Below are 13,527 nucleotides of genomic sequence, written 5' to 3'. Positions count from 1 at the left end.
TTCATACGCTTAACCCACAATAGCTGATTTTACCCTTGAGGTGTTCGGTTATGCCTTCCTTTTCGGCAAGCTGTTTTACAAGCCTATTAAACATTTCAGTAGCTTCCTCGTCAATATCGGCGAGGTAGGCTGTGAGCTTGCAACTTGTCAGCAGGTTTGTATACAGGATTGGACGGTGATGTTTGATATACTTCAAATGCCGCTTTCCCCAAATACCGATTTCGACCTTTGGCTGTTCGGGTAATTTCAGGTCTGGGAAAAGGTAATCGCCTTGCTGTGTGTATGTAATCTTATTGTTCATAATCTTTGTCCTCCATAATAGTCGAAAAAGTTAGCTTCAAAAAGTCAATGTTTATGCGGCTTTGCAATAGCAGATTTAGAGGGGTAAGGTATTATCATTGCCACCCTCAAAAACCGCAAATATACCGATTACGGACATTTGCTGACCACCTTGATTTTTTTGATTTTAGCGTTGGCTGCCTTAATCAAGACTTCATCAACAAGGTCTGTATAGCTACCCTCGACAATCAGCCTATTTCTCAAATCATTCAAGCTGATGATCAGCAGCCGCCTTTCTTCACTATTAAGGTAGATGTGATATTTTGTCTCCTTCATTTGTAAAACCTCCGTAAGTTTAGAATATATCCTACAAAATCAAACTATCCGACTGTTTTACATAATACCTTCTTTATCGCTAACATCCCGTTGGAATGTTTTTCTACCCTCCTGCGCTTTGAGGAGTATAAAGTGTTTCGCTCTCTGCGGAGAGCGACCAAAGGCTCTGCCGTAGGTGATTACTTTTGGAAACTGCAAGCTTTTGAAAAAGCTTGAGCAAAACTTTTAAGCTGAAAAATTAGACGCGAATAATAAGTGTTAATTTAATAAAAAAGTCGAACGCGTCTTGACAGCGGAGGCACTTCGCCTCGAGCGAAACTTTTAAGTTATATTTAATAAATGTTAATCATTAGCGTGAACATCAAAGGCATTGATTAAAAATTCTGCAACACCGGGTGCATCTGGGTTATGACAGCCTTTTCCGGTATCAAGGTTACGCATTTTATTCATTTCATTATCTGTTAATGCAAAATCAAAAATATCCATATTACTCTTGATTCGCTCAGTATTAGTTGATTTTGGGAATATAATTGCTCCCTCTTGATACTCAAATCTCAAAATGACTTGTCCAGCATTTTTATTATGTGTTTCTGCAATTTCCTTGATGACAGGGTCGTTCAGCATATTTTTATTTCCTTGACCGAGTGGACCCCAAGCCTCAAGCTTAACATCAGATTTTGCCATAATTTCTCGGATTTCTTTTTGCTGATAGTATGGATTAAATTCAACCTGATTGACAGAGGGGAGAGTATCAAATTGTGGTATAAATTGATTCCAGATTTTTGGAGTCATATTACTTACACCAATAGAGCGGATTTTTCCTTCACCTTTTGCTTCTTCCATTGCTTTCCAAGCAACTGGTACATCACCATAAGGCTGATGAATGAGGTATAAGTCTATATAATCAAGTCCGAGCTTACGCAAAGAAGCTTCAATTCCTTTTTTTGCAGGTTCATAACCATAATCCTGCAACCATAGTTTACTTGTTAAAAAGATTTCTTCCCTTGGAATACCGCTCTCTTGGATTGCTTTTCCGACTTCTTGCTCATTAAAATATGCAACAGCGGTATCAATATGACGAATACCGAGTTCAAGAGCTGTTCTGACAGCTTTATAGGTACTGCCATCTGCTGGAATTTGAAATGTACCGAATCCATAAACAGGAATTTCTACACCATCGTTTAATTTTACAGTTTTAATTTGTAACATAATGTTATCAATCCTTTCTGACTAAATATGGGTTTATAATAGAACTTAAAAATGTATCGCAAAATTCTTTTGTGCGTGCTTCAAAACTATACGCACCGCCTGACATATCCCAACAAAGCATTTCACCATAAAGTATATCTATTAGTGTATGAGCGAGTATGGAAACTGGGGTATCCGCTTTTAGCTCTCCTCTTTTGACACCGCTTTCAATAATTCCTTTTATGGAGCCAATATCTGTATAAAGTTTATTTTTGTCATCCTGATTTTCTACAAGGTCTGGGTCTACGGTATTGCGAACCCATTCCTGACAAAGCTTAAGACTGCTTTTTTCTATATATCCGGAAAAATTTATCATAAAGAATACGAGTCGCTCCATAAATGTACCATTATGATTTTGTGCTTTTTCAAAAATTTCTTGAAACATTTCACGACTAAGTGCGAAAACTACATCTTCTTTACGCTTAAAGTAGGTATAAAATGTACCGTTTGAAACCCCGCAAGCTTTTGTAATTTCAGCAATGGAAGTGTTGATAAGTCCTTTTTCACATATAATTTTTTTTGCCGCATCTAATAATTTTTTTCTTGTTTCAAGTGCGGCAAGTTGTCTATTGGTCATGTTTTCGACTCCTTTTATTCGATGAACTCATTATATCATATTCACTGAATATAAGTCAATGACTTTGAGTTAATAAAAAATTTGCGTGATTTTTTAAAAAATTCTTGACAATTTAAATACTTCTTGATATAATATTACTCGTTGATAAGACATCCTAATATTTGCGAGTGTGCTGGAATTGGCAGACAGGCACGTTTGAGGGGCGTGTGTTTTACGACGTACGGGTTCAAGTCCCGTCACTCGCACCAAATAAACACGATAGTTTTGATACGAGAGTATCTGAAACTATCGTGTTTTTACTACATGGTAGAAAAAATCGCAAATTTGCGGTATATAATTTAATTAAATTAAGAACAACAAATCGAAATTTCATAAACAGGAACGAGGCTAATATCATGTTTTCCAACAAGGATTTGCGGAACTTAATCGTTCCGCTGTTTATTGAACAGTTTCTTTTAATGTTTGTTGGTATTGCAGACACTTTTGTGGTTAGTTTTTCCAGTGAAGCAGATGTTTCTGGGGTTTCGCTAGTGACATCCTTCAACACTGTACTAATTTTCCTGTTTACAGCACTTTCCTCTGGTGGTGCGGTTATCATCAGCCAATATATTGGAAGTAAGAGAGAAAATATGGCATCCCGTTCAGCGGGGCAGCTTCTGATGATTTCCATGGTCATTTCTGTGGCTATGACTATCCCGATTTTGTTATTTCGTATGCCACTTTTGAATCTTTTGTTCGGTAAGATTGAGCCAGATGTTATGACAGCTTGTGAAACATATCTGTTTATCACAACATTGTCACTTCCGTGTCTTGCTATTTATGACGCAGGCACAGCATTGTGCCGCAGCATCGGAAAAACTAATGTAACTATGTACATATCTATTGTTGCTAATATTATCAATGTTATTGGCAACTGCATATGTGTATTTTGGTTTAGGCTTGGTGTAGCAGGTGTAGCGTATCCTTCGCTACTATCTCGTGTTCTGTCTGCCGTAGCGGTGACAGCGTTTTGTTTCCACAAGCAAAATGCAGTACGGTACAAGTTGGCGGATATATTCTGTTGGGATGGTGCATTGCTGAAGAAAATCATGGGGATTGCTTTGCCAAATGGTATAGAAAATGGAGTACATCAACTCGTAAAGGTGGCACTATCCAGTATGGTAGCACTGTTTGGCACATATCAGATTGCAGCTAATGGCGTGGCACAAAGCATTTGGTCGCTTGCAGCAATTATGGGCTTGGCTATGGCACCAGTTTATACAACTGTTATTGGACAGTGTATGGGTGCAAGAGATATTGACGCTGCTAATTTCTATTTCAAAAAGCTCAATAAAATTACACTGGTTTTGTCTATTATATGGAACGCATTGATTTTTGCTATTACACCACTTATTGTACAATACTCAGCTATTTCACCAGAGGCAAAAAATCTTGTAATCTGGTTGGTACTCATCAACAACATATTTAATGCCTTGGCTTATCCATTTGCTGGTTCACTTGGCAATGGACTTCGTGCTGCTGGTGATGTGAAATTTACGATGATTGTATCTATTTCTTTAACTGTTGCTGCACGATTGCTATTCTCGGCATTATTTGGGTTGTTGTTTGGTTGGGGTGTTATCGGTGTGGCTATTGGTATGAGTATTGACCTTGTGTTCAGAGGTGCAATTTTTATCCGCAGACTAAAATCACAGAAATGGACACAATTTCAGGTGATTTGATTGCCAAACATTATTAAAAGTATAATTTCAATGAAACTGGTAATGTAAATTGTGTTCGTATCCAGAATTGAAAAGTTAATTGCATAAGCAATGAGCTTTTTCGTCAATAAATTTTTATTTGGAGAAAATAAATATGAATCAATCCGAAAGACAACTATATTTGATAGACGCACTTCTCGGTGAACAGCCTATGGGCAGAGGTGCTTTTATACCTCAAGGAGAAACTGAGCGTTGGAATTTTCTTCGTTCACTTTTTAATATTCGTATGCCTAAGAGAGCAAGTGAGGAATTTCTTGAGATTCAGGACGAATTTTTGCAGGAAGAAATCCGCAGAAAGGGTATAACTGATATTTCTGAGCTTGAACCTATAATTGAAGATATTTACTTATGGAAAGGCGACATAACAACCCTTAAATGTGGTGCAATCGTAAATGCTGCTAATTCCGAGATGCTTGGTTGTTTTAATCCTAACCATTTGTGTATTGATAACACGATTCATACTTATGCGGGAATACAGTTGAGGCTTGAATGTAATAATATTATGAAAGCTCAAGGTCATAGCGAACCAATAGGGAAGGCAAAGATTACATCGGCTTATAATCTTCCAAGTAAGTATATTATTCACACTGTTGGACCTATGATTTTTAATAAGGTTATGAAGAAGGATTGTGACGCACTCGAAAGCTGTTATCGTTCTTGCCTATCGCTTGCTGACGAATATGATGTAGACAGCATTGCGTTTTGCTGTATTTCTACGGGTGAATTTAAATTCCCAAATAATATTGCCGCAGAGCTTGCAGTGCGAAGCGTAAAAAGATATAAAGAAGAAAGAGGCAGTAAAATTAAGGTTATTTTTAATGTATTCAAAGAAAATGATAACCAAATTTATAAAAAATTACTTGAAGATAAATAAATGGAGGTTAAAGCTATGAATGAAACTATAAAAAATATGATTGAAAGAAGAAGTATAAGAAAATATACTTCTGAGCCAGTTCCACAAGAGATTATTGATGAAATAGTTGAGGCTGGAACATATGCCGCAACAGGCAGAAATGCTCAATCACCAATTATTATTGAGGTTACTAACAAAGAACTGAGAGATAAGCTTTCTGCTCTTAATGCAAAGATTATGGGCAAAGAGGAAGGATTTGACCCATTTTATGGTGCAAATACGGTTTTGATTGTTCTTGCTGATAAATCAAAACCAACTTATCTTTATGATGGTTCTCTTGTTATGGGAAATCTTATGCTTGCTGCTCATTCTCTTGGAATTGGCAGCTGTTGGATTCATAGAGCAAAAGAAGAATTTGAAATGCCAGAGGGTAAGGAAATTCTTAAACAGCTTGGCATAGAGGGCGATTATGAGGGCATAGGACATTGTATCTTAGGCTATACTGAAGGCGATATGCCAAAGCCACATAAACGCAAGGATTCTTATGTTTATAAAATAAAGTAAGTTTAGAGTAAAGATTAAAACAGAATATTTCAGAGAAGGCAGTCATGAAATATAAAATGACTGCCTTTTTATATTAATATTAGTTTAAATAATAATTATTTTATAATAATTTTGAAAAACTATCAAGTTCAAAGCTTTAGTTAATATTTATTTTTCAGGGCATTCCTTGCGATTTAGAAAGTATAAAGCATTTTAAAGCTAAATTTTTTAATTTCTATCGAATATTAAGTGGTATTTGTGCAGGACCGCTTATAACTTCACCGTCTTTAGAAAATTTTGAGCCGTGGCAAGGACAATCCCATGTTCCTTCTGCTTTATTTTCTTTTAGTCGACACCCTAAATGTGTACATTTGCGTTCTTTTTTTGTGAAAACTCCAAAGCCTAAGCCAACAACAGACTGCCCTATATCAACAAATAAAGACTTTGTGCTTGTTAAATGGAATCTTTGTGGGGTGAAAAGTTTTTCAAAATCGTTTGCTTTGTCAAAAATCATATCTGCAATAATTTCAGATGCCAGCATCGAACTTGTCATTCCCCATTTATTAAATCCGCTGATAACAAACAGATTCGGCGAATGTATGCTATATCTTCCTATAAAAGGTATGCCATCGTGTGTCATACAATCCTGTGCAGACCAGCTATGACAAACTTTTCCACTGGGATAGTCATAGCCTGTTTCTCTTTTAAATTCTTCTGAATTTTGCAAAACTTTTTTTCCGGTACGGTGAGATTGACCTGAAACTACAACTGCATCTCCAAAGCTTCTGAATGAATTTCCTCCATCAATTCCATAATACATACCTCTAAGCTTAGGAACATTCTTAACTTCTTCAACATGAGCTTGTTCTCTGTGTTGACGCATAAAATACATTCCGGGATAATTTATAATCGGATAATTTGTTGCCATAACAATATAATTCGCACGAACCTTACCGTTTTTACAAATCGCATAATTAGGCTCTATCTGTAAAACCCTGCTGTTTTCATATATTCTTAGTTTATCGGATATATACTTTGCAAACATCATCGGATTAAACTGTGCCTGAAAATCAAGTTTAAGAGCTGCTTTAATCTTAAATGGCAAGTCTGTATCATAAACCATCGAGGTATTAACTCCAATCTTTCGAAGAACTTCTGATTCGTTCTCAAGGGAGCGTTCATCATTGATAGCATAAAGATAGCTTGGAGCAATCTCCATAGCACACTCGATATTTTCTTTTTCTATAAGCTGTTTAAACTTCTCAACAGCAGAAAGATTAGCCATTGCATAGCGTTTTGCGGCAGATTCGTTAATCTTATCATATAAGCGTGAGTAAATTAGACTATGCTGTGCAGTAATTTTCGCAGTAGTATGCCCTGAGACGCCCGACATTATCCTATTTGCCTCCAAGACAACAACATTCATTCCACGATTTTGAAGTTCATATGCGGTCAGCAAACCCGCAAGCCCCGCTCCAATCACGACAGCATCAGCAATTATATTTCTTAAAAGTTGTGGTCTTTGCTGTATTTTCACTGTTCCCCAAGAAGTATCCATAAAATTCACCTCATAGCTTATTTTATGGATATTATTGCCGCAATAATAGTTTTATATACAATTCTATAAGGATACAAAGAAAAAAGCCTAACGCAATGCGTTAGGCTTTTTTCTGGCGGAGGACAAGGGATTTGAACCCTCGCGCCGGTTTCCCGACCTACTCCCTTAGCAGGGGAGCCCCTTCACCACTTGGGTAATCCTCCAATGGTAAATAAAACGAATAAAATAATAAAAATTGGCGGAGAGGAAGGGATTCGAACCCTTGGTCCCTTTCGGGATCACTAGTTTTCAAGACTAGCTCCTTAAACCACTCGGACACCTCTCCATTTATCTTCGCCACTGTTGTGACTGCGAGAATTATAATACCACATAAGCTTTCAAATGTCAAGCTTTTTAAAAAAGTTTTTTCGATTATTTTCTAAAATTAGTATAAATTTTGATAAAAACTTAAATAATGTTAGTTATATATTTAATTTATAATAATTTTGAAAAATTATTAAGTTCAAAATTTTAGGCAGAATTTATTTTTCAGGGAATCCCTTGCGTGGGGTTTCTGATGGCGGTCTTTGCTCAATATCGGCGAAAGCAGTTTATTGCTACGATTAAGAAATTACCAATGAACTACCGATTAGGGCGGACTCTGTCCACCCTTTTTGGAGAAAGAGATGTTAAGGGCTTTTGAAAAAGCTTGAGCAAAACTTTTAATTATCTTAGGAAAGTTTATTAGCTAAGCGTAGGGACTAATTGTGTTCGCCCGTATGGATATAAATAACAAAAGGAGCGAAAATAATTCGCTCCTAAAAACATCATTTTTGTTTTTTATCTTTTTTTATTGGTGCTTTAACATCATAAGGCAATTCGGGCAAATCTTCTGTTGTAGTCCATTCGCAATCTAAGATATATCTTGCCATTTTAAAGTTTGTTTTGAGATTGCTGTACATACCCTTAAATGAGAAAATTAAAATATGCTGTCTTATAATTGAATAGATATTAACAAGCTTAAATTTTGTAGTTATTCGCTTAATTTCCTTTTCAAAAGAAGCATACTCGCCATTTCTTCTCAAAAAATTGCTGATAATCATAACTGAATAAAGCAAGTCGTTTATCTTTTTAACATTCATTGTGCTAAGAATACTACCTTGACGCTTAACATAAAAATAAAGACATTCTCCGACAACAGCAAGCTTATTTGAGTAGAAAACTGTTTTCGGACTTGTAGCAACATCTTCAAAGTACATAGTAGGATATGTAATCTTGTGTTCAGTAAAAATTGTGCGTTTATATAGCTTATTCCACGCATAGCTATGAAGTCCGTGGTCGCTGATAATTCTTGCCACAGCCTCATTATGTTCCATAACACAATCTTTAACAATAAACATCTGATTTTTTTTCATACCGTTCTTATCAATATAATAAGTAAAACCGCAGTATGACATATCAGCATTATTTTCCTCACAAGCATTATAAAGCTTTTCAAGATAAGTTGGAGCAATAAAATCATCGCTATCAATAAAAGCTATATATTTGCCTACTGAATGTTCTATTCCAGTATTTCTTGCCGCACTAAGGCCGCCATTCTCACGAGTAACTATTTTAAATCTTGAGTCATTCGCAACAAATTCCATAGCAATTTTAATGCTTCCGTCAGGCGATGAATCATCAACAATAATAGCCTCAAAATCAGAAAAGGTTTGAGCCTTAATAGAGTCAAGGCATCTTCTTATATAAGGCTCTACATTATAGACAGGAATTATTATACTGATTTCGGGATTTTTAGTTTCCTGCATTATAATACCTCCTGCCTGATTTATATAAAATTTATTTACGGCTTATACTTTTTGACTTGTTTTCTGCCATCAATAATTCTCTTTATACAGCCCTTTTTCTTTGAACTATGGCTTGCCTGAATATTCAAAATAGGTACAGACCAGTAGACGTGTTCGGCGTGAACCTTAAAGCAATCCTTATATTTATCATAAAGATTGTTTTCCTCAAGGAATTTACGCAGAAATTCTACTGTATAGATATAGTCATTAATTCTCTTATCACTCATAGATGATTCAAGGAAAGTTTTAGTTCTTCTTGAATAGTAATAAGCTTTCTTATCTACAACAACAAGTTTATTTATTTTGCTGAAAGCCTTTGTGCAAAAAAGAATATCTTCATAATACATATCCCTAAATTGGATATTATTCTTTTTAAGCAAATCCGCTCTCCAAAGCTTATTCCAAATAAAGAAACGAATTTCGTTATCCTTGAGTAAATACCCTAAAGCCTCATCTCTACTGTATTCTCCTGCTTTAAGGCTTTTAATAGGCTTATTTTTAGCGTTTTGTTCATAATGAATATTAAATCCACACATAGCAATATCTGCATCACTACGCTTAATAGCTAAATAAAGCACTGCAAGAAAGCTATAAGAAACATAATCATCAGAATCTATAAAAGCAATATATTCTCCAGTGGCTTGTTCCATAGCAAAGTTACGGGTTTTAGACGCACCTAAATTTTCTCTTGAGAAAAGCTTAAATCTTTCATCTCTTTTAGCAAATTCCTTTGCAATACTTGCACTACCATCAGTAGAGCCGTCATCAACCATAATAACCTCAAAATCCTTAAAGGTTTGCTTTTCAACAGACCCAAGGCAACGACTGAGATATTTTTCAACATTATATATAGGTATAATGATACTTATTTCTGGCTTATTTATATTACCCATAAATCATTCACCACTTTTTTTTCCTATCTCAAGTTCTTCTTCAACTTCTTCAATTTCTTCCTGCATCTCAGCGACAAGCTCTGTTGCTTTCTTTTTGCCCATACCAGAGAATGGAGCTGAAATGAATATTGTTCCATAATAAGTAATAGTTCTCCAGATAAGAATAGCTGATTTCATAGTAGTTTCATCAAATATGCCACTAAAGAATCCGGCGAAGCTAAGTTCCGCTGCACCTGATGCGCCAGGAAGAGGAACAAGACTTGAAACCATATTTACAAATGACTGAGCACTAATAATATCAAAAACTCCGACATTGATAGTATTATCTGGACTTAATGCACGGTAAACACAATATGGAACAATATATATAGCTGTCATTTGTATTATTGTAAGAATATAATTTACAGCAAGAAATCCTTTATGTTTAGAAAGTTCCTTGTTACTATTGTGAAAGTATATAAGTTGTTGTTCAACCTTGTTGAGAGTTTTTTCAGGATTTTTAATAAATCTAAGTTTGTTTCCTACCTTGCAGAACCACTTGATAAGTCTAAATGTGATTTTATGTGAAAATGATACCAGTATAAGGACAAATATCATAGCAGCTTGCACAATAAAGCCTATTGCAGACATAACCCAAAGGAATGGACTTAAACGTTCTGCAAAGAAGTTAAATTTTAGAAGTATTACGGCTATCGTATACCCTGTCAAAGTGAACTGCCATACAAGAAACTTCTGAACAAGTGCAGAGGTTGCTTTTCCTGCGTCAACGCCATAATGCGATAAAATCATAATCTGCATAGGCTGACCTCCGGTAGAACTTGGTGTAACTGCACAGAAAAATTGTCCGGCTAACGCAGCCTTTATGCTATGAGTTATTTTAACACCGTTAGTTGAAAGGGTTAAAAATCTATGTAAAATTATTGCATCGATTACAATATTAAGTAAATGTGTGCCTATAGCAAGCATAAGCCAAAAAATATTTATTTGTTGTGAAGAATTTATAAGTTCTACCAAACCGCCCTTAGAAAAGCAGAAATATAAAACCATAAATCCGCATAAGCCAAAAACTATAATATTAAAAATAGTTTTACCAGATATTTTCTTCTTTTTTGTATTCAATTTTTCAACCTCCATATTAGTTTTAATTATATTAAAACTGCCCTTGACAGAAATAGAAATATCATTTTAAAACTTCTTGTAAGATAATACAGAAGTAACTAAAACTTAAATTGAATCTCCCTAAAGGTAAAAGGCGACTGATTAAAATAATAATCAATCATTCGCCTATAAAATATATAATAATCACACAATACATAAAAGTCAAGTTACAATAAATTTATAATATATAAGTGGCAAAAATCCATTAAAATACGCAGTATTTAATGAAGGTGTTTTCACTAAATACTGCGCATAAAAATATTTTTAATTTTTCTTATGGTTGAATGTTGGAACAATTTCAGAGATTAGCTTGTCTATGCCATTTTTATCATTTTTGAGTGCGGCTTTTTTTAGCTCAACAAGTTTTTCATTGAATTTTTCAACATCAAGTTCTATTGGTTTGCCAATGAAGATTTTTTTATTGGCAGTTTTTTTCATACCTTCTTCATTGAGAAGAATTTCTTCATATAGTTTTTCACCCGGTCGCAGACCAGTAAATTCAATCGGAATATCCTCATATGGCTTAAAGCCGGAAAGACGAATTAGATTTTCTGCAAGAGTTAAAATTTTAACAGGTTCGCCCATATCAAGTATGAAAATTTCTCCGCCCTTGGCAAGTCCTCCTGCGGTTAAGACGAGGGAGACAGCTTCAGGAATGGTCATAAAGAAGCGAATAATATCAGGATGAGTAACTGTAACAGGACCACCCTCTTGAATTTGTTCCTTGAAAAGTGGAATAACAGAACCATTAGAGCCAAGAACATTACCAAAACGAACAGCAACAAATTTAGTTTCGCTTTTTTTATCCATAGTCTGAACAATCATTTCACAGATACGCTTTGTTGCACCCATAATATTTGTAGGATTTACGGCTTTGTCTGTTGAAATCTGAACGAATTTTTTGACATGGTATTTATCAGCGAGCAATACAAGATTTAATGTGCCGAAAACATTATTTTTGACTGCCTCCTCAGGAGTTGTTTCCATAAGAGGAACATGCTTATGTGCTGCGGCATGAAAGATAACATCAATTTTATTTTGGCTAAAAAGGTAATCGAGCTTGCGTTTATCACGAACAGAAGCAATTTGTGTATCAAGATTTAGTTTTTTGTGATATTGACGGATAAGCTCTTGCTGAATTTCATAAGCATTATTCTCGTAAATATCAAGTATTATGAGCTTTTTAGGAGAAAGTTTTGCTATCTGACGGCAAAGCTCAGAACCTATTGAGCCGCCACCGCCTGTTACAAGAACAGTTTGTCCGGTAATATAAGCGCCATATTTTTCGGTATCAAAGACAACAGGTTCTCTGCCAAGTAAGTCTTCTACTTCTACTTGGCGGATTTTTGATGTGACTGACGCACCATCTTTGATAAGTCCATATACATTTGGAATAATCTTGACTTCAAGGTGAGTCTTTGCACAAATATCAAGTATGCGTTTCTTATCTGCAAGATTTATCTGTGATATTGTGAAAAGAATAACTTCGATATCTTCACGTTCGCATATTTCCGGAATATCGTAGGTTGAACCTTCGATTTTAACGCCGCCGATTCTGCGACCGATTTTTTCGGGGTCGTCATCAACTAAGCATATTGGAACATATTCATTCTCAGGTGATTTAGCAAGCTCGCTGAGAACAGTTGCAGCACCTTCGCCGCCGCCAACAATCATAAGTCTTCGCCGATTTTTATTACTGGTATTTTTTCGCTCGATGATTTTATTAAGTCGATAAACCAATCTGAATATAAATGTAAGAAAGGTTGAAAGGAGCGACATTATAATATAAATTCTCGCACCATAATTTAATCGGTTTTCGTCTGTGCCAATTATCATTGTAAATGACATAAAGACAAGGTTGGCTGTTAAAGATGCTATGGCTGCATAGAAGAAGTCTTCTATATCGGCATATCTCCACATTTTGTCATAAAGCTTGAAACATAGGAATACGGCAGTGAATATAACATTTATAAAGAGAAGACCCCACATGAACGGTTCTTCCCAGCCCTTTAGAACAAAGCTGCTTTTGTTGACTACGAATGATATATAGTAAGAAACATTCCAAAGACAGAAGTCACATAGAAATAGTAAAAGCTTTCTATGCGTTTTGAGCTTTTTATATAGTTTATTCATTTTTTATCCTTACTGCGAAAGAATGGGTATCTTTCAACTAATTTGGTTTTAATTTATCTAAAAAGTGTAAACTTAAAATTTTACGCTACTTAATAGAAGTATATAACGAATCTGAGCAAAATTCAATACTTTTACAATAATTACACACCAAATTGGATTTTTAATATACTTTATAGAATTAAAACGCTTGTAGGCTATTATATAATCTTATAAGCAATAGACTGCATAGCAATTTGTATAAGATAAAATATAGAGGGATAAATATAACTTGCACTTCATGCTTTACTGATAAATTTAATTTGAGCAATTTTCAAAAATTATTTTGATTTATTGAAAGTTTTGTCTGTTTACTTTTTATGTCGG

12 protein-coding genes and 3 tRNA genes are annotated in these 13,527 nt (G+C 35.1%); 4 read left to right on the top strand and 11 right to left on the bottom strand.

Going from position 1 to position 13,527, the window contains the following annotated elements; translation table 11 throughout:
• Position 1 precedes the first annotated feature (1 nt).
• The 4 genes from ACLU24_RS08550 to ACLU24_RS08535 form a co-directional block, all read right to left on the bottom strand.
• The gene (locus ACLU24_RS08550; RefSeq protein ID WP_412611894.1) at positions 2 to 301 is read right to left on the bottom strand and encodes a TnpV protein; all 300 of its coding nucleotides are present in this window, start codon (positions 299 to 301) and stop codon (positions 2 to 4) included.
• A gap of 128 nt (positions 302 to 429) precedes the next feature.
• Complete coding sequence (locus ACLU24_RS08545) at positions 430 to 615, bottom strand: hypothetical protein (RefSeq protein ID WP_412611893.1); 186 nt, start codon at positions 613 to 615, stop codon at positions 430 to 432.
• Between the two features lie 342 nt (positions 616 to 957).
• A complete protein-coding gene (locus ACLU24_RS08540; protein ID WP_412611891.1) occupies positions 958 to 1,824 on the bottom strand; it encodes an aldo/keto reductase in 867 nt (288 codons plus the stop codon).
• Between the two features lie 7 nt (positions 1,825 to 1,831).
• Positions 1,832 to 2,440 (bottom strand): TetR/AcrR family transcriptional regulator, encoded by a 609-nt coding sequence (locus ACLU24_RS08535; RefSeq protein ID WP_412611889.1) that lies wholly within the window; start codon positions 2,438 to 2,440, stop codon positions 1,832 to 1,834.
• 163 nt (positions 2,441 to 2,603) lie between these two features.
• Between ACLU24_RS08535 and ACLU24_RS08530 the strand changes: the two genes are divergently transcribed.
• The 4 genes from ACLU24_RS08530 to ACLU24_RS08515 all read left to right on the top strand — a co-directional run bounded on the left by ACLU24_RS08530 (position 2,604) and on the right by ACLU24_RS08515 (position 5,617).
• Positions 2,604 to 2,688: transfer RNA gene (locus ACLU24_RS08530), tRNA-Leu, on the top strand.
• 147 nt (positions 2,689 to 2,835) lie between these two features.
• A complete protein-coding gene (locus tag ACLU24_RS08525) occupies positions 2,836 to 4,161 on the top strand; it encodes an MATE family efflux transporter (RefSeq protein ID WP_412611888.1) in 1,326 nt (441 codons plus the stop codon).
• Positions 4,162 to 4,294: 133 nt separating this feature from the next.
• On the top strand, positions 4,295 to 5,074 hold the full coding sequence (locus ACLU24_RS08520) for a protein-ADP-ribose hydrolase (protein ID WP_412611887.1): 780 nt from the start codon (positions 4,295 to 4,297) through the stop codon (positions 5,072 to 5,074).
• A gap of 15 nt (positions 5,075 to 5,089) precedes the next feature.
• Complete coding sequence (locus ACLU24_RS08515) at positions 5,090 to 5,617, top strand: nitroreductase (RefSeq protein ID WP_412611884.1); 528 nt, start codon at positions 5,090 to 5,092, stop codon at positions 5,615 to 5,617.
• Between the two features lie 214 nt (positions 5,618 to 5,831).
• On the opposite strand, the gene ACLU24_RS08510 is transcribed toward ACLU24_RS08515, so the two are convergent.
• From ACLU24_RS08510 to ACLU24_RS08480, 7 genes are all read right to left on the bottom strand, one after another.
• Positions 5,832 to 7,154, bottom strand: coding sequence for an FAD-dependent oxidoreductase (locus tag ACLU24_RS08510; protein ID WP_412611883.1), 1,323 nt, complete (start codon positions 7,152 to 7,154; stop codon positions 5,832 to 5,834).
• Positions 7,155 to 7,267: 113 nt separating this feature from the next.
• Positions 7,268 to 7,357 (bottom strand) — tRNA-Ser (locus ACLU24_RS08505).
• Positions 7,358 to 7,390: 33 nt separating this feature from the next.
• Positions 7,391 to 7,479, bottom strand: a tRNA-Ser gene (locus ACLU24_RS08500).
• A gap of 481 nt (positions 7,480 to 7,960) precedes the next feature.
• The gene (locus ACLU24_RS08495; RefSeq protein ID WP_412611881.1) at positions 7,961 to 8,941 is read right to left on the bottom strand and encodes a glycosyltransferase family 2 protein; all 981 of its coding nucleotides are present in this window, start codon (positions 8,939 to 8,941) and stop codon (positions 7,961 to 7,963) included.
• Between the two features lie 35 nt (positions 8,942 to 8,976).
• Positions 8,977 to 9,873 carry a glycosyltransferase family 2 protein gene (locus tag ACLU24_RS08490; protein WP_412611878.1) on the bottom strand — a complete coding sequence of 299 codons (897 nt, stop codon included), beginning with the start codon at positions 9,871 to 9,873 and terminating at the stop codon, positions 8,977 to 8,979.
• Between the two features lie 3 nt (positions 9,874 to 9,876).
• Positions 9,877 to 10,992 carry a lysylphosphatidylglycerol synthase transmembrane domain-containing protein gene (locus ACLU24_RS08485; protein ID WP_412611876.1) on the bottom strand — a complete coding sequence of 372 codons (1,116 nt, stop codon included), beginning with the start codon at positions 10,990 to 10,992 and terminating at the stop codon, positions 9,877 to 9,879.
• Positions 10,993 to 11,295: 303 nt separating this feature from the next.
• Entirely contained in the window at positions 11,296 to 13,164 is a 1,869-nt protein-coding gene (locus ACLU24_RS08480) for a polysaccharide biosynthesis protein (protein WP_412611874.1), read from the bottom strand.
• Positions 13,165 to 13,527 lie beyond the last annotated feature (363 nt).

Source organism: Pseudoruminococcus sp., from assembly GCF_047012705.1.
In the GTDB taxonomy this organism is placed as follows: domain Bacteria; phylum Bacillota; class Clostridia; order Oscillospirales; family Acutalibacteraceae; genus Pseudoruminococcus.
The sequence above is the reverse complement of the archived record's forward strand: the minus strand, read 5'-3'. Positions and strand labels throughout refer to the sequence as shown.

What these genes read in the sequence shown, in the direction of transcription:
- ACLU24_RS08490 (WP_412611878.1), bottom strand. Translation starts at nt 9,873, where the DNA reads ATGGGTAATATAAATAAGCCAGAAATAAGTATCATTATACCTATATAT.
- ACLU24_RS08520 (WP_412611887.1), top strand. Translation starts at nt 4,295, where the DNA reads ATGAATCAATCCGAAAGACAACTATATTTGATAGACGCACTTCTCGGT.
- ACLU24_RS08550 (WP_412611894.1), bottom strand. Translation starts at nt 301, where the DNA reads ATGAACAATAAGATTACATACACACAGCAAGGCGATTACCTTTTCCCA.
- ACLU24_RS08540 (WP_412611891.1), bottom strand. Translation starts at nt 1,824, where the DNA reads ATGTTACAAATTAAAACTGTAAAATTAAACGATGGTGTAGAAATTCCT.
- ACLU24_RS08525 (WP_412611888.1), top strand. Translation starts at nt 2,836, where the DNA reads ATGTTTTCCAACAAGGATTTGCGGAACTTAATCGTTCCGCTGTTTATT.
- ACLU24_RS08480 (WP_412611874.1), bottom strand. Translation starts at nt 13,164, where the DNA reads ATGAATAAACTATATAAAAAGCTCAAAACGCATAGAAAGCTTTTACTA.
- ACLU24_RS08495 (WP_412611881.1), bottom strand. Translation starts at nt 8,941, where the DNA reads ATGCAGGAAACTAAAAATCCCGAAATCAGTATAATAATTCCTGTCTAT.
- ACLU24_RS08535 (WP_412611889.1), bottom strand. Translation starts at nt 2,440, where the DNA reads ATGACCAATAGACAACTTGCCGCACTTGAAACAAGAAAAAAATTATTA.
- ACLU24_RS08510 (WP_412611883.1), bottom strand. Translation starts at nt 7,154, where the DNA reads ATGGATACTTCTTGGGGAACAGTGAAAATACAGCAAAGACCACAACTT.
- ACLU24_RS08515 (WP_412611884.1), top strand. Translation starts at nt 5,090, where the DNA reads ATGAATGAAACTATAAAAAATATGATTGAAAGAAGAAGTATAAGAAAA.
- ACLU24_RS08545 (WP_412611893.1), bottom strand. Translation starts at nt 615, where the DNA reads ATGAAGGAGACAAAATATCACATCTACCTTAATAGTGAAGAAAGGCGG.